We start from the raw sequence: 19,206 nt of genomic DNA, 5'->3' as shown, positions 1-19,206 counted from the left end.
AGTTAACGATATCGGAAGTGATTGTAATGATTTGCCGTGTCGCTGGCGCAATCAGGAAGTTAACGATACTGGAAGTAGCTATAATGATTTGCCGTACAGGATATTAACGATACAGGAAGAAACTGTAGCGATCTGATGTGCCCCCAAAAATGTCTAACTTTTTGGGGGCATTTCAATACAGTCTCTTTTTTTTACCTTTGTATCATGAGCGAGCAATTGGAGACATTAGGAGATTTTTACCGGGAACGGTCATTTATACAATTTCCCTTCAGTACTACAGATGTAGGAAAAGGGAAATCACATTTTAATGTCAACGTACGCAAGCACTGTAATTTCAAGACCCCTTATAACAGAAGGGACTTCTACAAGATCACCCTCATCCTCGGTGTCGGCGAAATCAATTACGGGGGCAATTCTATCCTGGTAGACCGCCCGGCATTATTGATTCCCTGTCCTTCCGTACCTTATTCCTGGACCAGTATTTCGGAAGATCAGGATGGCTTTTACTGCCTTTTTAACCAGGAATTCTTCAACGAACATTACCAGTTTGACATCTTCAAGCGCTCTCCATTATTCAAAGCATGGGCGGAGCCAGTCATCTTCCTGGATGATAAGCAACTGGCATTGATGAAGATTTACTTTGAGCAGATGCTGGAAATGGCGCATGGCGAATACGCCTTTAAGTACGAAGCGATCCGCAACCTACTGTGCCTGATGATGCATGCCTTGCTGGTAGATAAGCCTGCAGGCAGCCTGTCATCCGGCGAACTCTCTGCTTCTTCCCGCCTGCTCAGGAACTTCGATGAATTACTGCACCAGCAGTTTCCACTGGATTCTCCTGAAAATCCATTGACAATGCGCTCCGCGGCCGACTTTGCCGGGGCTTTGAATGTCCATGTGAATCATTTGAATTATGTAATCAAGAGCATTACGGGCAATACGACCACATCCATTATAAAGAACCGGATAATGGAAGAAGCCAAGACATTATTGCTGAATACGCAATGGGATATCTCAGAAGTAGGCTACTGTCTTGGGTTTGAAGAACCGGCGCATTTTAATAACTTCTTCAAGAAATCTACAGGCACTACTCCATTACAATATCGACAGACCACCCGGATCGCCCATATTTGATTTTTGCAATTATTGCTTTGATTCTCTTAACAGCAGATCCTCTCAGCTGCTATAATTTTGTTGTCAAATTAAGGATATGTTACAAAGTGCCTCGGCAAGCAGAAAGCGATTTGCGACGATTTTAGCGTTCATTTGCATCCCATTATCGGGATTTATTACAGACATTTATTTGCCTTCATTTCCTGCTATGGCAAAGGATCTGGGGGTATCAGCAGATAAGATCCAGCTTACCCTGACTTGTTTTTTCATGAGTTATGGTATTTCCCAGATGTTTGTGGGCAGCCTGCTGGATAGCCTCGGCAGGTACAGACCCGCAGTAATATCACTGGGAGTGCTGGTGTTGTCTTCATTATTAATAGGTATTACACACAGTGTGGCGTTAATTTGTTTTCTACGCGTAGTGCAGGGTACGGCTACGGCATTTGTGATAGTAGGCAAGCGCGCGTTTTTTGTAGACTTGTACGAAGGGGAGGAGCGCAAGCATTATTTGAGTTATCTCACCATAACGTGGTCATTAGGGCCTATCGTAGCGCCGTTTTTAGGTGGATTCTTACAGCAGTATCTGAACTGGCAGTCTAACTTCTATTTCCTGGCGATCTACGCGTTTATCATGTTTGTATTGGAATTGAGTTTCAGTGGAGAGACGCTGGTGCACAGGAAACCCCTGGAGTTGAAAAAGATCCGCGATAACTATGCGCATATGTTGAGCAATAGTACGTTCTTACTGGGTATCGTGATCTTAGGATTGAGTTATTCAGTGGTGATGGTGTTCAATATTGCAGGACCTTTTGTGATAGAAAATAGCTTCCATTTCAATTCAGTAGTGATTGGATATTGTACTTTGATATTAGGTTTTTCCTGGATGATAGGTGGGATCGTGAGCAAGCGGCTGATGAATATTGATTTCAGCAGAAAGCTGATAGTAGCAGGGTTTACGCAGTTGATATTGACGGTGATGCTGTTTGTAACAGGGTTTGTGATGCATGATTTGTGGTGGTTTGTGATGTTTGCATTTGTGATCCACATTTGCTCAGGTTTTTTGTTTACAAATCTCTTCACGCATAGTATGCTGGTGTTTCCGCAGAATGTAGGATTGGCGAGTGGTTTGATGGGAGGGATGGTGTATGTGGTGACATCGTTTTCCAGCTATGTATTGTCAACCACGGGCAAAATGACAACGTCGGGAGATATGTCGCTGCGATACGTAGTGATGTCAGCGATCCTGACATGTGCAGTGATAGCTGTGGTGAGAATGCGGGCAGCGAAGACACCGGCGATTGCTTAAGATTAGCAATTTATCATAGGGAGAGAGGGCCTTTTGTGTCCTCTCTACTTATTTAATAGAATACGTGCAGCATACCAGGCAGGAACCGGCAGGAAGATACCAGGAGTGAGAATGTGCTGAATGCGAAGGTGGCGTATGTGCTGGCGTTGTTGAATTATGCTTATATGACGGGTGAGGAATTGTGGGAGTTGAGGATGAAAGCGGCGTCCCTGAATTAATTGTAGTTCATTACATGTGAATCGAGGGTGATACTATCATCCGGGATCCATGCTTTGTTTGTAAGGGTGTAATTTATTGCAAAGTGTCCGGTCTTTTTCTCCCATACTTTGTGTCTTCCATTACCTTTCATTTCGACATATGAAGCATGGATCTTATTATTATCCAGATCTAATGATGATAGCTCCATTCTTTTATATCTATATGGTTCCGTCATTGAACCTCTCCATATAAATTCATAAATACCCTGTCCTTCTGATTGCTCAGTCAATTCCCTGAAAATATATAATGTGCTTGACGTAAACGCTGAACCCGTACCACAAATCCGTACATAAAAGCAATCCTTTATTTTACCAAAACCAAATTCACCATTCCAGCAATTGCAATAATTTCCATGATAATAGGGTTGGATGTTTTCAACCTTGCCATTAGCATTTGTCTGGAATAGAACAAGTGATTCAAAAGGAGGGTTGACATTCACAATGCAGGCGATATAACCATCTTTATATCTGTAGTATTTTCCCATGGTATGCCGGGCGGTAATATTTGCCCAGCGGCCTTCGCTGTTTGTTGTATCAATTATTTTATTTTGCAGAACAGAGGGGAATATTTCTCCCATAGTCAGATAACCTGAATCGCCGGAGAATGTGATCTGTGCTGTAGCAGAATCATTTGTATTGGTTGAAGTAGTGACTGATGGTTTGGTACCACAGGCAGTCACGAAAAAGAATATTCCGGCTAAAAATTGACGCATTGATAAACAGTAATTTTAATAATTCCTCCGAGTTTAGTAATTCCCCCAGTAGTACAAAATATCCCTTGTTATCCAGTCTTCCCATTTTCTCTCTTAATAAATCTCAGAAGACGCTTCCTTCAATGGGATATTAGTATCAGGAGATTTGAGCGGGAAGTATTCAATTAATCCTTCAACAATAAAGCCTACACTGATCATAACACGCCTCCTCCAAAAGCGTTAGAAAGCCATGCTTCATCAGTTTTGATGTTCACAGCATCTTCTTCAGTGAGCTGTTTGGCAATAGTCGCTCCATTTACTTTATTCACAAGTATAATTTCACTTGGTTCCAGACATCTTACCAGTGTTTGGGAGTGTGTATTTAGTAAAATATGATGTCCCTTTTCTTCGCTTTTTTCTCTTAAAAAATCCACCAATAATTCAATGGCTTGCGGATGAAGCCCATTCTCCGGTTCCTCAATACATAAAAACTGGGGATTGTCAGTCTGATATATAGCTGCCATTAACGCCAATATATTGAAAGTACCGTTAGATATTAAATGTCTGGGAAATGGTCTGTTTGAAGTCTTTTCATACAAGAAGAATTCAGAACTACCGTCAATATTAGATTTTCTGATTTCAATGTCTCTAAAATCAGGAATTAGTATTCGTAGCCATTCAACAAATTCTTTCTTTTTCTCGCTATCCTCAAGGATTTGTGCCAGAATTTGCGACAGATTTGATGCATTCGTGTCCAGTCTTGATTGTAACTGAAAGCTCCTGTTTAGGAAGTTTTTACCAACAAAAATTCTTGAAAAGTTGTCAATGAATATTTCAAGTTCATTATTGTATGGGAGGTGTTTTTGTCTTACTTCTTCCAGGAAATTATCTCGTTTGATTTTGTCTCTTATATCCAGAAAAAGAAACGGATTCTCTTCTTTCCCTAAATCCAATAACGGATCTTGACTAATACTATATACATCCTCAAAGCCATCAAGCTTCATTTGCGGAGTGATTTCCAGTCTGAAATTTAGGTTTATATCATTGTCAAACTTGTAATAAAAACTCAAACTTCTGCCTGGCGGTGCCTGATAAGAATAAATGTTTTTTATCCCTCCCCAAAACGAAGTAGCTTCAAATGGAAATCGGCAGACATAGTTTGTAAACTCAAGCGCTTCAAAAATATTACTCTTACCACTGGCATTTGGTCCAACGAATACGGCAAAAGCAGGTAGATTTTCTAATTTAAAATCTACAAGAGATTTATAGTTTTGAATATAAAGTTGCTTAATTTTCATGAGTTTAAAGTAGATCTAAAATAGCTAAAACAGAAAAGCTGTAGCAAAGAGTCAGTCTTTTTTGAGTGAATGGTTTTGATGCGATTGGGTTGGGGAAAATTAGCACATAGTGCCTGCCGACATAAGGAAGGATTTCAATTGAGCGGGAAACGGGACTCGAACCCGCGGCCTTTAGTTTGGGAAACTAATGCTCTACCAACTGAGCTATTCCCGCAATATATTCTACTATGGAGGCATACAGCGCAAATATAGGATATTTTATTATTCACCAAATTTAAAATCTGACCCAAAAGGTGGTTTAATCTAATAAAAGTATCCAAATAAGTGGGACTATTCTCTTTCCAGCTCTCGGAAATCCTACTAATATGCATGATGAATACTATTTTGTAATTAATCCTGATTTAAAACAACAAGCTATTAGCAGGTTTAATAGAATTAACCCTGCTATTCCGCAACAATACAAGGCTGTAGATATCTCGGATGTTAAAGAATTGTATTTTGCACATTACATAAGATATTTTATGAATTTATATGGAGAGGTTTGGACATCAGGGGAAAAGCATAATTTTATTTTATGGAAAAGAAAGTTATTAAATATTGGAGCGATATATTTAAGACTGAAATCACTATGACTGTTGATGAAAGACTCAATAAGATAGATGAAGAAAACATCTCATCAAAAGAATTGCAAATTGCCAATGAGCAATTATCAAAAATAAAGGACTTCTTACCTAAGAGATAGTTTTTTTGTAAATATTATTAAGCCAACTGATTCATTTCTGGTGGCTTTTATTTTTGGGTCAGTATAAGTAAAGGTTGCCGAAAAGCAGCCTCTATTCATTAATACATCAGCTTACCCATATTACCAGGTAAGGTGGGTAAAATGACTGTGTACTATTCAAAGTCTAGTATATTAAGACTTACATCATTCGCATCTTCAACGAATGGATAAATTGAATGCAAAGTAATATAGTCTTCTTTTGTCACGCTAATTAAATTTTTATATCGAATTGAACTTGGATAAGTTCGTATATTTATCGCTGGAGACGTTTCAATTACTTTTGCTTTTGAATTTTGATAGAGTACAACTTTATCAAAAAATTCAACAACACATCCTCTTGGTACTATACATGTTGAGATTGGCCTATTCGACTTGCTTGGAGAGGATTCAAGTGTGGGTAAGGCATTAGTTCTTGATGTGAAATATAGATCTGTTTTATCGTCTTTATTTAGATTAATATTGACGAATCTTCCATCCTTTAAAAAGAAGAAGCCTGTTCCTGAACTATTGAAGCAATAACTGATATCATCTTTTCTAATATTTGATCTCTCAAGAAGTTGAGATATACCGAACTTTGATTTTCCAAATTCAGTTATTCTTTTTCTTTCGGTGAATTCGTCGAATTTGGAGTATGCTGGTCTCTCTTTGATCGGCTTAGTTTCATTTACAAAATATTCAAATGAGCCGGGGGCGTCATAGTTAATTACATCATAGCTAGACCAACCAGTTCTGACAGATTTGTTAGCGACTGCTTTTTCTTCTACGCGAAGTTTGTTTTTGTCATTTAAAAAACTACCATGGAAAAGACCATCATTATTTGCTGATATTATTACTTCACCTGATTTAGCATTAAGGTTTGTGACTTTTACATCAAATCTTTTTTCAGGCTTCGTTGGATTTAAATTGTATTTGTCTTCTTCTAAATTTAACAATATTTCATAAAGCCCCTCTTTGCACCCTACATACATCCTCATCGCATATAATTTCATATCAAGCACGGGCATTGAAGGCATTTCCGAAATGACTTTAAAATCTTCCTCGTTGAATTCTATTAGAAAGTCTATTTCCTCAGTTGCTTTTTCCCAGAGCTTAGCGAATACATTTCTAAGTTGTCCAACGCCCCAAAATAAGTCGCTTTGCTTATTCGAAAGATAGTCATTTCGTTGGAAGGAAAGCCTCAATAAATGTTCGAATTCAGAATATTTACTAACTAATCTCCACATTATTTTACTAAGCGGCGCAAAAACAAGTCTTCCATCAATTAGCACAAGGAAAATATGACCACTGTATATATAGCTGTCGATCGCATTGACCTTAATTGAAAATTTTATTGTTTTCATAGTTGAGCCTTAAGTATTTTAATTCTAATTCTTTCATTAATAATATCTTCTTTAAACCATCTGTCAACTAGCTCTGTACTTGGTTCATATTGGCTTGTGTCAACAGGGTATCCATGCCATGCATCGATCGAATTATTCGGGGTAGGAAAGAAAGAAAGTCGTTCGTCATTACTTCCTTGGATAATTTCTCCTTTATTGAGAATTGAAAACAAACCGCGATTCTTACCGCAATGCCAAATAGCTTCGTCAGAAATCCGAAAAGCCTCATACTGTTCGTTTTGTTTTAATACCCATTTGGTTTTATGCAGGGTACTACCAGCAGATTTATTGTGATAGGTAACAGGTTTATAGTAGTGCTTTCTTTTAGTTGGTCCAAAGAGCCCTTGGTTATTTAGCTTTACACTTGGGAATTTATAACTCATAATTCAGTGGTATGGAATAATTGTTTGGTAATGGAACTTTATTGCGATTTTAATACCTCCTGCTTTTAGCAGCAAGATAAGGTATAATATCTGAGGCTAAAAGTAGTTATTATTTAGTAATGCAGAAATCCATCCAACGTATTTCTAATTCTTGTTAAAATGTTAAGACGTCAGGACTTTCAATATGTAGATTGCATAACTTATTAATTCTTTGAATAAGGCGTTCAACACTTTTGACACTTTTATAATGGCAAATGTAGCAGTTCCATTCCGTCGAAAGCGATCGATAAAAAAGAAAAGCTAATAGAATGGAGTAATGATTTTGAAGATACATTAAGTAATTTTTTAGTACTAAAAATACTCTTATTAACAGCCAATTAACTTTTAACTCCTTTTATTTAATTAGCTTATATACCCATTAACAGCATTTATAATTTTTAACATTATCTCTTTTCTAGATAAATAATAGAAAATGACAGATCCAAAAGAAATCAGAGATTTGGCTCAACAACGATTAAGAGAAGCAGATATCTTACTAAAAAATGGTATGTGTGATGGGGCGTTTTATCTGGCAGGCTATAGCGTAGAATTGACTCTTAAGGCTAAGATTTGTGATAGATTAGGGATTCCTAATTTATTTGACGAAAAAAATTTAGAAGCCAATTCGATTAAAGGGATTTCAGATATAAGGAAAGCTTTGAAAACCCACAATTTGTTGATTTTATTGATCTTTAGTGGTTTAAAAGTGAAATTTGATGCTGATAAGGCGACAAACATTGAATTAGCCAAGGCTAACTCCTTGTTGTTTAACTCTTGGGATGAAAATGCTCGCTACAAGCCTTGTGGACATATTATTCAAAAAGACGTAGAAAAATTAATAACTTTACTCTCACGTGAAAATGGACTCATATCATGGATAGAAAAAAATTAAAAGAACTACTTCAACCATTTTTAGATAAATGTTCTGAAAAAGGAAAGCCCTTAGCTAATATTTGTATTGAAGAAGCATTTCCTGGTGATTCATCTACTTCGTTTATAGTACAAGTCAAGGCAGATTGGGTTGATGGAGCGGCTTGCTCTGATGCTCTGGATTTTTTATTTGAAATTTTATGGGAAACAACTAGTGAGGAAATTAGAAGAAACGTTTTTTCTATTCAAATCTTAAATAGTCATGACGTGCTCCATTGTTGGTCAGATACACCTGCTGCCTAATTTGGAATTGCTTCCTCAATATATTGATTGTTTCTTTTGATTCTGCTATATTCTTTAATAATCTATGGTACTCATCAATTAATACCATTCTATTTTTAATCTTCTTAACTAAAACTGGTTCATCAAATTTAGATTTATTGGGCTCTCCTATACCTATTGATGCCCTGAAACTTAAGAGGAATACCTTTAGGATTTCAAATTCACTAATTGGCAGTTCTCAAGTATAATCATAAGACAAACCCAATGGATGTCTTTGGGCCCTATAGCTCCATCTTAGCCTGATCTTACCCCCATTATTCTGAATTTTTATTTCTCCTTTGGAGGATTTTCTCTGACCCATTTCTGACCAGAATTGAATGTGAGAGGCCAGATAGGGGCATGTTTTATAGAAGTGAATAAAAACAATAATCCGCTGAAGTATTTACTGACAAAGATTTCAGGGGAATAATATTTTACAAAAGGCTTTCTATCTTTTTCACAATCTCATCCCTATGCACATAAAATGTTGCAGGAAAATCAAAACACAACTCATCATCCCACTTCTTCCCCTCTTTAAAAAAGCTCAACAACTCCCTCAGATTCTCTTTATTCCTCGCATAAAACATCCTGTCTCCAACCGGAAACTGATAATAAAAGTCCGCATTCACAACCGTCAGTTTAGGATGACTATATCCGCAATGTATACAGGAAGCTTTGCCAATAATCTTTTTGGGTCTGAACATATAACCTGTGATCTCACAGCTGGCACTTAACAAAGCTTTACGGGAACAAGCAGGACAGATGATATCTACATCTATTTCAAGAACATTCATAATAAATAAAATGGGCAGCTGGTGAAACTGCCCGTTTTGTATTCACTTACTGTGCAATAGCAAATTTCTTTGCCAGCCAGCTATTCTTTAATGGCTGAAGCCAGTTTTCTTCTAATTCCTTTAAAGTCAGCACGGTATTATTCAGGTAAATAGTATTTTCATCTATATACCCTTTTTCCAGTGCATAAGGAACCTGCATCATCGGCAGTAATTGGAGCTTGTCTTTCAGCACAAAACCCAGTAACAGGCGGTCGAAGAGGTTCACTTCGTACTGGCGTTCTATGCTCTTGATCACTCTTACAGAGCTATCAGTGCTGCAACCACTTACGTGTGTGTCTGTTTCATCCGCTATGACCAGGATGGCCTGTTCGAATAGCAGCTTCGCCCAACCTTTCACAGGAGCACCATGTGCCTGCCAGTGAGCGGTGAACTGATCCAGTTGTTCAGCAATCTCCGCTTGTTCTTTTTCAGAAAAAGGGCGGTTGCTTTGATATATCCAAACCCGCGAGGCAGGGTTAAAGTCAGTTGGTAGTATTTGTCGAATATCCATATCGCAAATTTACGAAATTCCTGATTCCATAAACTGACGAAAATCAGTCTTTCCTAAGGGGCAGAAGATTAGCTCGCCTACTCCTCCAACTGCTGAGCTATCAGCTCAGCAATATCCAATACCTTTACAGATTCCTCCTTCCCCTGTTCCTTCACCCCATCCGTCAGCATCGTCATACAAAAAGGACAATTCGCAGCAATCACAGCCGCTCCCGTCTCCACCGCCTCTTTCCCTCTCTCAAAATTTATCCTCGTATTCCCCTTTTCCTCTTCCTTAAACATCTGCGCCCCACCTGCCCCACAACACAACCCATTACTTCTACACCTTTTCATCTCCACCAACTCCGCATCCAACGCCTCCAATACCTTCCTTGGCGCCTCATAGATCTCATTCGCCCTCCCTAAATAACAGGAATCATGATAAGTGATCTTCCTACCCTTAAAAGCCCCACCTTCCTTCAACCGGATCTTCCCCGCATCTATCAGCTGCTGCAAATACGAAGCATGATGCAACACCTCATAATTTCCTCCCAACTCCGGGTACTCATTCTTCAATGTATTAAAACAATGAGGACAGGTCGTTACTATCTTTTGTACCCCATAATTATTCAGCACCATAATATTATTCTGTGCCATCATCTGGAATATAAATTCATTCCCCGCTCTCCTCGCCGGATCTCCCGTACAACTTTCCTCTTTCCCCAATATCGCAAACCGCACCCCAATCTTCGTCAGGATCGTTGCAAATGCCTTCGTAATCTTTTGTGCACGCTGATCAAAACTCCCCGCACACCCTACCCAGAAAAGAATCTCCGGCGATTCGCCACTGGCGAAATATTCTGCCATCGTTTTTATTTGCATGGAATTATCAGTTTATGCATTCATTTCAACCGCCCATTTATCCCTGTCATCAGGACTAAACTTCCAGGGGGCCATGTTATTTTCTATATTACTAAACATCATATTCCACTCCTGTGGCGCACTGGATTCTTCCATCACCAGGTGGCGGCGCAGTTGTAGAATAATGTGCAAAGGATTGATGCTGACCGGACATTCCTGTACACAGGCATTACAACTGGTACAAGCCCTCAGCTCTTCTTCGCTGATATAATCACGCAACAAGGTTTTCCCTTCCGTATTCCCCAATTTACCTATTTCTTCAGCACGGTCACGGGTATCCATCATGATCTTGCGGGGAGACAATTTCTTCCCCGTCAGGTTCGCCGGACAAGCAGCTGTACACCGTCCGCATTCCGTACAACTATACGCATCCAGGATATTCTTCCAGGTCAGGTCAGGTACATCTTTCGCCCCGAACTTCGGCATCTCTGCCGCAGCAGGTTCGGCCACAGCCAGCTCGGGCTGGAGCATAAGGGTCACCTCTTTCTGTACCGCCGGCATATTCTCCATCTTCCCTTTTGGACGCAGGTCACTAAAGTAAGCGTTTGGAAACGCCAGTATTATATGCAGGTGCTTGGAATAAGGCAGGTAATTCAAAAACGCCAGGATACCTAGAATATGCAGCCACCAGCAGGTACGCTCAATCGCCTCCAGCGAAATAGGAGACAACCCCTCAAAAGACCCCCTGAAAGCCCCGGATACCAAAAACGGTCCCACCTCCGGATGCAATGCCTGATCCGCCGTATTCATGGTGAGAAACAACACCATCAACACAATTTCCGTTACCAGGATATAATTCGCGTCTGACTTTGGCCAGCCATCCAGCTCATGCATCGCCAGCCGGCGCACATGCACAATGTTACGCCTGACCAGGAAGATCGCACAACCACTGAGTACCAATACCGCCAATACCTCAAAACACCCTATCAATACAGGATATAATGACCCCAACAGTGGCATAAACAACCGGTGAGTGCCAAATATCCCATCCAGGATAATTTCAAGTATCTCCACATTAATGATCAGAAAACCAGCATACACAAAGAAGTGTAGCACAGCCACCAACGGGTTGCGGAACATTTTTTTCTGCCCAAAGGCAAGGAGTAGTACATTTTTCCAACGTAGATCGGGGCGATCATTCAACGACACATCTCTTCCAAGCAAAATATTAAGCCTGATCTGCCTGGCTTTGCGGTAAAAGAGGTACACTGCAACAGCAAAGGCAAATACAAACAGGATTTCCTGAATTATATGCATACTTCAAATCAGATTTGACTATTGCAATATAAGGGAAAAAGGCATAGAATATTAACGCAACTATAATACTATAAGTGCAGAATGTCGTCACTAACTTGTTACTAACCCGTTACCCAATGGGCACTTCTCCGATGCTTCTTCGATGCTCCTTCGATGCTTCTTCGACGCTTCTTGGATGCTTCTCCGACACTCCTTCGCCTCCCCCCCCAACAATTCCCCCACCCCCCTTCACCTCTCCGCCGCCACTAATACCTCACTAATCCATCACCACAAGCTCACCTCATTATCCCCCGGATATTGAAGTGCCCTTCTAATGCCCTTTTAGTGCCCCTTAGGTGAACTAATAGCACTATACCCCCACTATCACTCCACCATACCTAAAAAATCCCTACTTTTATCCCTTCAATTAATTTTGACATGGAATCAAAGAATGTAATCCTCACCCAGGATGTGATCGATAAAAAAATCAAACGTATCGCTTACGAAATATATGAGCATAACAGTGAAGAACAGCACATCATACTGGCTGGTATCTGGGACCGGGGGACAATTCTCGCCGAAAAAATCGCGGCTATCCTGAAAGAGATCTCTCCCATTCAAATAAAACTCATTGAACTAAAACTGGATAAACAACATCCTGACAAGGTGCAACTCTCTGAATCATTGGATTTCAATGGAAAAGTAGTCGTACTGATAGACGATGTGGCCAATTCAGGCAGAACAATGCTGTACGCCCTGAAACCTTTGCTGGAATTCCTGCCAAAGAAGATCCAGACGGCTGTACTGGTAGACCGTAAACATAAATCTTTCCCGCTGTCAGTGGATTTTGTGGGTTATTCTTTATCTACAACACTCCAGGAGATGGTAATGGTCGATGTGGCAGGAGAGGAGATTCAGTCTGCTTACTTACAATAACAATATTGACTATAAAAACATTCATGAAAGAGGGAATTCACCAACGGGGATAAACCTTATTTTCATAAAATAAAAGGAGCGTGTATCAAAAGAAGATACACGCTCTTTTATTCAGATGCCTCATGAAGCCAGGATTCTATTTATTCGATTCCCAGAGGTTTTATTTATGACATTTATTTCAGTTTCATATCCTGAATGATCTCCTGGATCTTCGCATCCAGTGCCTGCGTAGCCGCCTCAAACCCTTCCGCACTTTCCAGTTTCTGGTTCACGCTAAAATAGAACTTGATCTTCGGCTCTGTACCAGAAGGACGGGCAGAAATCTTACTACCGTCTTCAAGCACAAACTGCAGTACATTCGACTTAGGCAGGGTGATAGCTTTCATCTCACCGGTCTTCAGGTTTTTCACCTGTTGCAGCTGGTAATCGTAAGTAGTTACTACTGGCACACCAGCAATCGTAGCAGGTGGATTTTCGCGGTACCCTTTCATCATATCAGCAATTTCGTCCGCACCTTTCATGCCTTTCTTGGTGATAGAGATCAGGTTTTCCTTGTAATAACCATATTTTATATAGATGTCAATCAGCTGTTGGTAAAGGGTACGACCCTGGCCTGCAGCTACGGCAGCCATTTCACAAATCAGGGCTACGGAAGCAATCGCGTCTTTGTCACGCACATTGTCACCGATCATGTAGCCATAAGACTCTTCACCCCCACAAATGAACTGTTCTTTTCCTTCCTTGGTACGGATCAGTTCAGCGATCCATTTAAAACCAGTGAGTACATTGTAACAGTTTACATTGTTTTTGGCAGCAAATACGTCGATCAGGTCGGAGGTTACCACGGTTTTACATACGTAATCCGTTGCACCTGCCAGTCCTTTTGCACGACGGCCTTCTATAATATAATTGAAAAGCAGTACGGCGGTCTGGTTACCATTCAGGAGGATCCATTCCCCTTTCAGGTCCTTCACAGCAATACCTACGCGGTCAGAATCCGGATCGGTACCCAGCAGGATAGCGGCATCCAGCTCCTTTGCCTTCTTCAGACCAATGCTCATGGCTTCGGATTCTTCCGGGTTTGGATATACCACGGTTGGGAAGTTACCATTTGGGGTCGCCTGTTCTTCTACCACATGTACATTGGTAAAACCAAAGCGTTTCAGCGTCTCAGGCACCAGGGTGATACCGGTACCATGGATAGGCGTATATACTATTTTAAGATCTTTCTGTGCCGCAATTGCTTCAGGCTGAATGCTCAGGCCTTTCAGCATCTGTATGTAAGCTTCGTCGATTTCAGTGCTGATCGGATGGATATTTGCTTCACCACCAGACCATTTCACATCTTCCACATTGGCGATTTTCTCTACTTCGCGGATCACGTTCTTGTCGTGAGGCGGAATGAGCTGGGCGCCATCGTCCCAATATGCTTTATAGCCGTTATATTCTTTAGGATTATGCGATGCTGTCAGTACGATACCACCTTTGCATTTGAGATGACGGATGGTGAACGAGAGCTCCGGAGTAGGGCGGAGACTTTCGAAAAGGTATACTTTGATACCATTTGCAGCCATAACATTGGCAGCCACTTCGGCAAAGAAACGACTGTTGTTGCGACTGTCGTGTGCAATCGCGATTTTGATTTCATCCGTGAAAGCCTGTCTCAGGTAGTTGGCAAAACCCTGAGTAGCCATACCTACTGTGTATTTGTTCATACGGTTGGTACCTACGCCCATGATACCGCGTAGACCGCCCGTACCAAATTCTAGGTTACGGTAAAAGGCATCAGCCAGTTCATCGGGGTTTTCCTGCTGCAATTTTTTGATAGCGGATACCGTCTCCGCATCAAACTGGCCGTTCAGCCATTGTGATACCTTACTTTCGATTACATTATCCATAAAAAAATTGGGTTTGTCTGAAAATTGTGTCAGAAACAAGATTGTAAATTAAAGCTAAAATCCTGAAATATGGTGCTACAATTTGGCGCCAGATGGAGGGATATGCAATTATTGCACCATATTCAACTGTGATGGGGATAAATAGAAATTCCCATAGGTTATTGAAAGTGGGTGGTATTGTCTATTTTTGTGTGCATGAGGCGGTACGAAGACTCCTATAAACAAAAAGGATTACGCAAGCAGCTGGTAGATACTATCCTGCAAAAGGGCATAACAGACCAAAGCGTTTTAGCAGCTATCAACAACATTCCCCGGCATTATTTCCTGGATACGGCATTCGAAAGCATTGCTTATGAGGATAGGGCATTTCCCATCGGGGAGGGGCAGACTATTTCCCAACCTTATACAGTGGCCTACCAGACACAGTTGCTGGAAGTAAAGCCATTTGAAAAGGTGCTGGAAATAGGTACCGGTAGTGCTTACCAGGCCTGTGTGCTGGCTGAACTGAAGGCGATGATCTTCACCATCGAACGTCAGAAACGCCTCTTTGACCAGGTAAAGCTTTTTCCTTTTAAAGCAAAGTATCCTAATCTCCGGTTCTTTTATGGAGATGGGTATGAAGGTCTCCCTACCTATGCACCTTTTGACAAGGTACTTGTCACCGCAGCGGCCCCCCAGATCCCGGAGCGCCTGTTGCAGCAAATGAAGGTCGGTGGCAAAATGGTGATTCCTGTCGGCGGACAGGAAGTGCAACGTATGTTGCGCATTACCAAGGTAAGTGAGTCAGATTATGAGCAGGAGATGTTTGACAATTTCTCGTTTGTTCCGATGCTGGCAGGGAAAAAAGCCTGATGACGGGGTTTATAACCTGTCGTTTTGTGGCTTTTTGTCCTCAGTTTCCGGCGTTTCTTCCTGATCTTCCGGTTTCTTCTTTCTTTTGAATAAGTTTGGATCCATCTTTCCAAAACGGTAACGGATATTCAACCTGATAAAACGGGTCATCCTCTTACGGCTGTAGTCCTGTATAAAGGCATCAGTTTCGTAGTGGGAGCTGTATTGTTGTGTATTTAATATATCGGAGATATTGAGAGAGATGGCCAGTGCATTGTTCTTCAGCATTTCTTTCCGCACCCCCATGTCAATGCCGTTCATCGCTTTGAAGGTACCCTGTGGCTGTACGCGGGGTGACCGGTAGTGTGCGTTCATTTGTATATTAAAACGGCCGGGCAGGCGGCAATTTGAGTTCACATTGATGCCCCAGGAGAAATATTCGTTGCTGATGGCGGTGCCGGTCAGTTTGCTGTATTCCAGGTTCAGGTTGCTGGATACATTCCAGCCTTTGAGGATGTGGAGGTTGTAGGTAAAGTTAGCTCCCCAGTCTTTGTCTGTAGCCAGGTTCATGGGTTTGGTCGTGGTGATGCCGGTAGTGGTATCCAACACACTGATGCGGTCAATGTCGTCATTGGCCTGGGAATAGTATACCCCGGTGTTCAGGAAATCTTTTGAACCAGGGTAATATCTTGAGTAGTTCATTTCGAACTTATGGGTCAGGGATGGGCGTAAAGCCGGGTTACCCACGCGGATGTTCTGCGGGTCGGAGTTGTTGACGTAGGGGAGGAGCTGGTCAAAATTCGGCCTGTCTATGCGGGTAGAATAGTTGAAGATCAGGCTTTGGTCCTGGTTATGTGGCAGGTTGTATTTCAGGAATACACTGGGAAATACGTTGAAGAATTTATTATTCACAGAAGTATCCTTGGTGTAGGAGTAGCCATTGAGATAAGCCTGCTCCACTCTCGTGCCGACCATGTAACCGAGGTTGCCGATGGCGTTGGATACATTGACGTAGGCGCCGTAAATGTCTTCCTTATAATAATAGGTATTGGAGAGCAGGCTGCTGGTCTGGTATTCCATGGAGTCCCAGTTGTAGACCTGTGCGTTATAGTCGTTGTTGTTATTCCGTAGCGTGACTTTACCTCCTGTTTCGAATTTGCCTTTTTTCCCGAAGGGGGTGGTATAGTCTGTCTGGATGTTCCAGAATTTATTTTGAGAGCGGCCGGTATTCGCCTGCAGATCGGGGTTGGCGGCAGTGTTATACTTTGTGAAGTAGTTACTGTTGCTATTGCCTTTATTGTTGCTATAGCTCACGTAGGCCGTCCACTCTTCATTCTGCCTGCTGGTAGTATGGCGGAAATTGAAGGCGGTGTTATTGTTGGGGTTTTTATTACCGCTGGTATTATGTCTTTCACCTGATTTGACAGGGTCTTTGACCTGGTTGAGGTAATCGAGCAAAATGTCGTCTTCGCTGTTACCGCCGCTACTGCTAAAGCCTTCGGAGAGGGTGAACGTATTATACTCACCGAGGTAATAGTCGAGTCCAATACGGCCGCCGTTTTGGTGACTGGTATTCTTATTATGGCTATCCTGTGTAAAGAACCAGGAGCCGGAAGTATCGGCGATCAGGTTCTGGCGGTAGCTATAGCCGGAGCCGGTGGTAGATCCGTAGCGGCCGTTGTAGTTACCAAAGAAGTTGAATTTCTTCAGTCTTAAGCTGGCGTTTGCCGTTCCGTTAACTTGTCCTCTTGTGGCTACGCCGGCGTTGAACATGACATTGTAGCCGATGGCTTTATCTTTTTTCAGCACGATGTTGATGATACCGCCACCGCCGTTGGCTTCGAATTTAGCAGAGGGGTTGTTGATCACTTCAACTCTGTCGATCGTCTCTGCGGGAATCATTTGCAGGGCTGTTTTAGCATCTCCAAAGGTGGAGGGCTTGCCGTCTACATAGATGGTGACGCTTTTGCCACGGAGGGTAACATTATCGTCTATGTCCACGTCCACGCTGGGAATGTTTTTTAGAATATCAGTGCCTGTACCTCCTTCGGCGGTTACAAAAGCGCCGGCGTCGAATACCTGTCTGTCGATCTGCATAGAGAACGCGGGCTTTTCGGATTTGATTTCGACGGTCGCGAGGACTTTGCCGGTGGGGGTGAGCTTTAGGGTGCCCAACGGTTTATTGGTTGTAATGTTTTTATAGAGGTTGTCGTAACCCATAAAGGTGATACGGAGGATGTAGTGGCCGGTTTGCAGCGGGTTGAAGCTGAAAGTACCATCTGGTTGGGTGTACATACCTGTGAGCACGGAAGAATCTTTTTCCTGTAGGATGACTACGGAAGCATATTCAACGGGCTTGCCGGTGCTGGCGTCTATAGCTTTGCCGGTCAGCTTGTTGGTGGTTTGGGCTACTACAGATATATAACAGGTGGACAGGACCGCTGTTATTATTAACAGGGAATACCGCATTGAAAGAAAGTTGAGACCGTAACAAATATATTGGTAGTGGGGGGGAATAGGGAGGGGAAAATGATGAAAGGTGAGGATTAGGTGTGTGAGGGAGAAAAAAGTTCTAAAAATATTTGGAAGTAGAGAATTGTTTTGCTTATCTTTGCAATCCCAATTCAAACGGTGGTTGTAGCTCAGTTGGTTAGAGCACTAGATTGTGGTTCTAGGGGTCGTGGGTTCGAACCCCATCATCCACCCACCTTTTTGGAAAAAGGACTTCTGAATAAGAGGTCCTTTTTTTGTTTCATACTGTTATGAACCAAAACTTAAGATCTGATTTCCACAATATAAATGACAATTCCGCACACAGCAGTTAACATCGGGTTGACGCATAGATTTTTACTCAGTTTAATGAGTCTTATTATTTAATAAAGAACCTCAATATCCCGTATAAAAAAATTATTATTGCATTTATCCTCTTCCCCTTTTTAAGTTTACAAGCTCAAATCACAACAACCAAAGGGTTCAATAAACCCGCCAATAATAGCATTATTGGCGATAGTTCTAAGAATTTCTTAGAGGAGAATGTTTATGGTTAGCAGGTTTATTTATTCATGAAAAAAGCCGTCTCTGAATAATAAGAGACGGCTTTTTAGTATAGCGGACTACAGAATCATAGCTGAATATTTTCCTCTTTTAAAGGATTTACTGGTTCTCCTGAGTAAAAATTTGCTCCAATGATATTTGCTCCAGGAATAGTAAAGGTAACTATGCATATTGCATTAGGGATTTCTTTACTGGAATACACCGCTTGGTAAAAATTGAATGGTTCCGTTGGATTTATATAAATCCCTTTAATTTGCAGACTTGATAGATTCTTTGGTAATTTATCCAGACTCTCTTTTAAAGATTTGTCATTAGATACATTTACAAATTTAGTAACTGAATCCTGGGGATTATATTTAATTATCAAATCACCATTTTCCTGCTCCTTACATGTAAATGCTCCAATGGGCATTTTCCTTACGTTTTCCCAATGGGCGATTGTATTATTTTTGTCCTTTGCAAAATAAAGGGAAATATAATCTGCCGATACGTTTAAATTTGTTTTCTGGCCATTACAAGCAGTGATGTAACATGCACAAATAATTAAAAGAAAATCCTTAAACATTATA

18 protein-coding genes and 2 tRNA genes are annotated in these 19,206 nt (G+C 41.3%); 8 read left to right on the top strand and 12 right to left on the bottom strand.

Features of this window, described 5'->3' with window-relative positions:
- Positions 1-204: 204 nt before the first annotated feature.
- On the top strand, positions 205-1,134 hold the full coding sequence (locus BW716_RS10500) for an AraC family transcriptional regulator (RefSeq protein ID WP_083722496.1): 930 nt from the start codon (positions 205-207) through the stop codon (positions 1,132-1,134).
- Positions 1,135-1,210: 76 nt separating this feature from the next.
- Entirely contained in the window at positions 1,211-2,419 is a 1,209-nt protein-coding gene (locus BW716_RS10495) for an MFS transporter (RefSeq protein ID WP_083722495.1), read from the top strand.
- Between the two features lie 214 nt (positions 2,420-2,633).
- Here BW716_RS10495 and BW716_RS10490 read toward each other — a convergent pair whose 3' ends face one another.
- The 3 genes from BW716_RS10490 to BW716_RS10480 all read right to left on the bottom strand — a co-directional run bounded on the left by BW716_RS10490 (position 2,634) and on the right by BW716_RS10480 (position 4,880).
- Positions 2,634-3,389, bottom strand: coding sequence for a hypothetical protein (locus BW716_RS10490; RefSeq protein WP_083722494.1), 756 nt, complete (start codon positions 3,387-3,389; stop codon positions 2,634-2,636).
- A 194-nt stretch (positions 3,390-3,583) separates the two neighbouring features.
- Entirely contained in the window at positions 3,584-4,666 is a 1,083-nt protein-coding gene (locus BW716_RS10485; protein ID WP_083722493.1) for an AAA family ATPase, read from the bottom strand.
- A gap of 141 nt (positions 4,667-4,807) precedes the next feature.
- A tRNA-Gly gene (locus BW716_RS10480) sits at positions 4,808-4,880 on the bottom strand.
- A gap of 360 nt (positions 4,881-5,240) precedes the next feature.
- On the opposite strand from BW716_RS10480, the gene BW716_RS36720 reads away from it, so the two are divergent.
- The gene (locus BW716_RS36720; RefSeq protein WP_179091080.1) at positions 5,241-5,408 is read left to right on the top strand and encodes a hypothetical protein; all 168 of its coding nucleotides are present in this window, start codon (positions 5,241-5,243) and stop codon (positions 5,406-5,408) included.
- 152 nt (positions 5,409-5,560) lie between these two features.
- Here BW716_RS36720 and BW716_RS10475 read toward each other — a convergent pair whose 3' ends face one another.
- Positions 5,561-6,787 (bottom strand): hypothetical protein, encoded by a 1,227-nt coding sequence (locus BW716_RS10475; RefSeq protein ID WP_083722492.1) that lies wholly within the window; start codon positions 6,785-6,787, stop codon positions 5,561-5,563.
- Complete coding sequence (locus BW716_RS10470; RefSeq protein ID WP_083722491.1) at positions 6,784-7,209, bottom strand: hypothetical protein; 426 nt, start codon at positions 7,207-7,209, stop codon at positions 6,784-6,786. The genes BW716_RS10475 and BW716_RS10470 overlap by 4 nt, the downstream gene beginning before the upstream one ends.
- 472 nt (positions 7,210-7,681) lie before the next feature.
- Here BW716_RS10470 and BW716_RS10465 point away from each other — a divergent pair, with 472 nt between their 5' ends.
- Together BW716_RS10465 and BW716_RS10460 are read left to right on the top strand one after the other, a co-directional pair.
- The gene (locus BW716_RS10465; protein WP_083722490.1) at positions 7,682-8,140 is read left to right on the top strand and encodes a hypothetical protein; all 459 of its coding nucleotides are present in this window, start codon (positions 7,682-7,684) and stop codon (positions 8,138-8,140) included.
- Positions 8,122-8,421 (top strand): hypothetical protein, encoded by a 300-nt coding sequence (locus tag BW716_RS10460; protein WP_083722489.1) that lies wholly within the window; start codon positions 8,122-8,124, stop codon positions 8,419-8,421. The genes BW716_RS10465 and BW716_RS10460 overlap by 19 nt, the downstream gene beginning before the upstream one ends.
- Before the next feature lie 452 nt (positions 8,422-8,873).
- On the opposite strand, the gene BW716_RS10455 is transcribed toward BW716_RS10460, so the two are convergent.
- From BW716_RS10455 to BW716_RS10440, 4 genes are all read right to left on the bottom strand, one after another.
- Positions 8,874-9,233, bottom strand: coding sequence for a hypothetical protein (locus BW716_RS10455; RefSeq protein WP_083722488.1), 360 nt, complete (start codon positions 9,231-9,233; stop codon positions 8,874-8,876).
- Positions 9,234-9,279: 46 nt separating this feature from the next.
- A complete protein-coding gene (locus BW716_RS10450) occupies positions 9,280-9,783 on the bottom strand; it encodes a hypothetical protein (protein WP_083722487.1) in 504 nt (167 codons plus the stop codon).
- Between the two features lie 77 nt (positions 9,784-9,860).
- Positions 9,861-10,643 carry a (Fe-S)-binding protein gene (locus BW716_RS10445; RefSeq protein WP_083722486.1) on the bottom strand — a complete coding sequence of 261 codons (783 nt, stop codon included), beginning with the start codon at positions 10,641-10,643 and terminating at the stop codon, positions 9,861-9,863.
- Positions 10,644-10,655: 12 nt separating this feature from the next.
- Positions 10,656-11,939: a (Fe-S)-binding protein gene (locus tag BW716_RS10440; protein ID WP_083722485.1), complete on the bottom strand. Its 1,284-nt coding sequence runs from the start codon at positions 11,937-11,939 to the stop codon at positions 10,656-10,658.
- Between the two features lie 417 nt (positions 11,940-12,356).
- Here BW716_RS10440 and BW716_RS10435 point away from each other — a divergent pair, with 417 nt between their 5' ends.
- Positions 12,357-12,854, top strand: a complete 498-nt coding sequence (locus BW716_RS10435) for a phosphoribosyltransferase family protein (RefSeq protein WP_083722484.1) — start codon at positions 12,357-12,359, stop codon at positions 12,852-12,854.
- Between the two features lie 173 nt (positions 12,855-13,027).
- Here BW716_RS10435 and BW716_RS10430 read toward each other — a convergent pair whose 3' ends face one another.
- Positions 13,028-14,752, bottom strand: coding sequence for a phospho-sugar mutase (locus BW716_RS10430; RefSeq protein WP_083722483.1), 1,725 nt, complete (start codon positions 14,750-14,752; stop codon positions 13,028-13,030).
- A gap of 195 nt (positions 14,753-14,947) precedes the next feature.
- Here BW716_RS10430 and BW716_RS10425 point away from each other — a divergent pair, with 195 nt between their 5' ends.
- A complete protein-coding gene (locus tag BW716_RS10425) occupies positions 14,948-15,604 on the top strand; it encodes a protein-L-isoaspartate(D-aspartate) O-methyltransferase (protein ID WP_083722482.1) in 657 nt (218 codons plus the stop codon).
- A gap of 9 nt (positions 15,605-15,613) precedes the next feature.
- Here BW716_RS10425 and BW716_RS10420 read toward each other — a convergent pair whose 3' ends face one another.
- Positions 15,614-18,052 (bottom strand): outer membrane beta-barrel protein, encoded by a 2,439-nt coding sequence (locus BW716_RS10420; RefSeq protein WP_083722481.1) that lies wholly within the window; start codon positions 18,050-18,052, stop codon positions 15,614-15,616.
- A gap of 162 nt (positions 18,053-18,214) precedes the next feature.
- Here BW716_RS10420 and BW716_RS10415 point away from each other — a divergent pair.
- A tRNA-His gene (locus BW716_RS10415) sits at positions 18,215-18,288 on the top strand.
- A gap of 416 nt (positions 18,289-18,704) precedes the next feature.
- On the opposite strand, the gene BW716_RS10410 is transcribed toward BW716_RS10415, so the two are convergent.
- A complete protein-coding gene (locus tag BW716_RS10410) occupies positions 18,705-19,202 on the bottom strand; it encodes a hypothetical protein (protein WP_083722480.1) in 498 nt (165 codons plus the stop codon).
- Between the last annotated feature and the right edge of the window lie 4 nt (positions 19,203-19,206).

It is taken from the genome of [Flexibacter] sp. ATCC 35208 (genome assembly GCF_001975825.1).
GTDB lineage: Bacteria > Bacteroidota > Bacteroidia > Chitinophagales > Chitinophagaceae > Chitinophaga.
The sequence above is the reverse complement of the archived record's forward strand: the minus strand, read 5'-3'. Positions and strand labels throughout refer to the sequence as shown.

What these genes read in the sequence shown, in the direction of transcription:
- BW716_RS10500 (WP_083722496.1), top strand. Translation starts at nt 205, where the DNA reads ATGAGCGAGCAATTGGAGACATTAGGAGATTTTTACCGGGAACGGTCA.
- BW716_RS10495 (WP_083722495.1), top strand. Translation starts at nt 1,211, where the DNA reads ATGTTACAAAGTGCCTCGGCAAGCAGAAAGCGATTTGCGACGATTTTA.
- BW716_RS10490 (WP_083722494.1), bottom strand. Translation starts at nt 3,389, where the DNA reads ATGCGTCAATTTTTAGCCGGAATATTCTTTTTCGTGACTGCCTGTGGT.
- BW716_RS10485 (WP_083722493.1), bottom strand. Translation starts at nt 4,666, where the DNA reads ATGAAAATTAAGCAACTTTATATTCAAAACTATAAATCTCTTGTAGAT.
- BW716_RS36720 (WP_179091080.1), top strand. Translation starts at nt 5,241, where the DNA reads ATGGAAAAGAAAGTTATTAAATATTGGAGCGATATATTTAAGACTGAA.
- BW716_RS10475 (WP_083722492.1), bottom strand. Translation starts at nt 6,787, where the DNA reads ATGAAAACAATAAAATTTTCAATTAAGGTCAATGCGATCGACAGCTAT.
- BW716_RS10470 (WP_083722491.1), bottom strand. Translation starts at nt 7,209, where the DNA reads ATGAGTTATAAATTCCCAAGTGTAAAGCTAAATAACCAAGGGCTCTTT.
- BW716_RS10465 (WP_083722490.1), top strand. Translation starts at nt 7,682, where the DNA reads ATGACAGATCCAAAAGAAATCAGAGATTTGGCTCAACAACGATTAAGA.
- BW716_RS10460 (WP_083722489.1), top strand. Translation starts at nt 8,122, where the DNA reads ATGGATAGAAAAAAATTAAAAGAACTACTTCAACCATTTTTAGATAAA.
- BW716_RS10455 (WP_083722488.1), bottom strand. Translation starts at nt 9,233, where the DNA reads ATGAATGTTCTTGAAATAGATGTAGATATCATCTGTCCTGCTTGTTCC.
- BW716_RS10450 (WP_083722487.1), bottom strand. Translation starts at nt 9,783, where the DNA reads ATGGATATTCGACAAATACTACCAACTGACTTTAACCCTGCCTCGCGG.
- BW716_RS10445 (WP_083722486.1), bottom strand. Translation starts at nt 10,643, where the DNA reads ATGCAAATAAAAACGATGGCAGAATATTTCGCCAGTGGCGAATCGCCG.
- BW716_RS10440 (WP_083722485.1), bottom strand. Translation starts at nt 11,939, where the DNA reads ATGCATATAATTCAGGAAATCCTGTTTGTATTTGCCTTTGCTGTTGCA.
- BW716_RS10435 (WP_083722484.1), top strand. Translation starts at nt 12,357, where the DNA reads ATGGAATCAAAGAATGTAATCCTCACCCAGGATGTGATCGATAAAAAA.
- BW716_RS10430 (WP_083722483.1), bottom strand. Translation starts at nt 14,752, where the DNA reads ATGGATAATGTAATCGAAAGTAAGGTATCACAATGGCTGAACGGCCAG.
- BW716_RS10425 (WP_083722482.1), top strand. Translation starts at nt 14,948, where the DNA reads ATGAGGCGGTACGAAGACTCCTATAAACAAAAAGGATTACGCAAGCAG.
- BW716_RS10420 (WP_083722481.1), bottom strand. Translation starts at nt 18,052, where the DNA reads ATGCGGTATTCCCTGTTAATAATAACAGCGGTCCTGTCCACCTGTTAT.
- BW716_RS10410 (WP_083722480.1), bottom strand. Translation starts at nt 19,202, where the DNA reads ATGTTTAAGGATTTTCTTTTAATTATTTGTGCATGTTACATCACTGCT.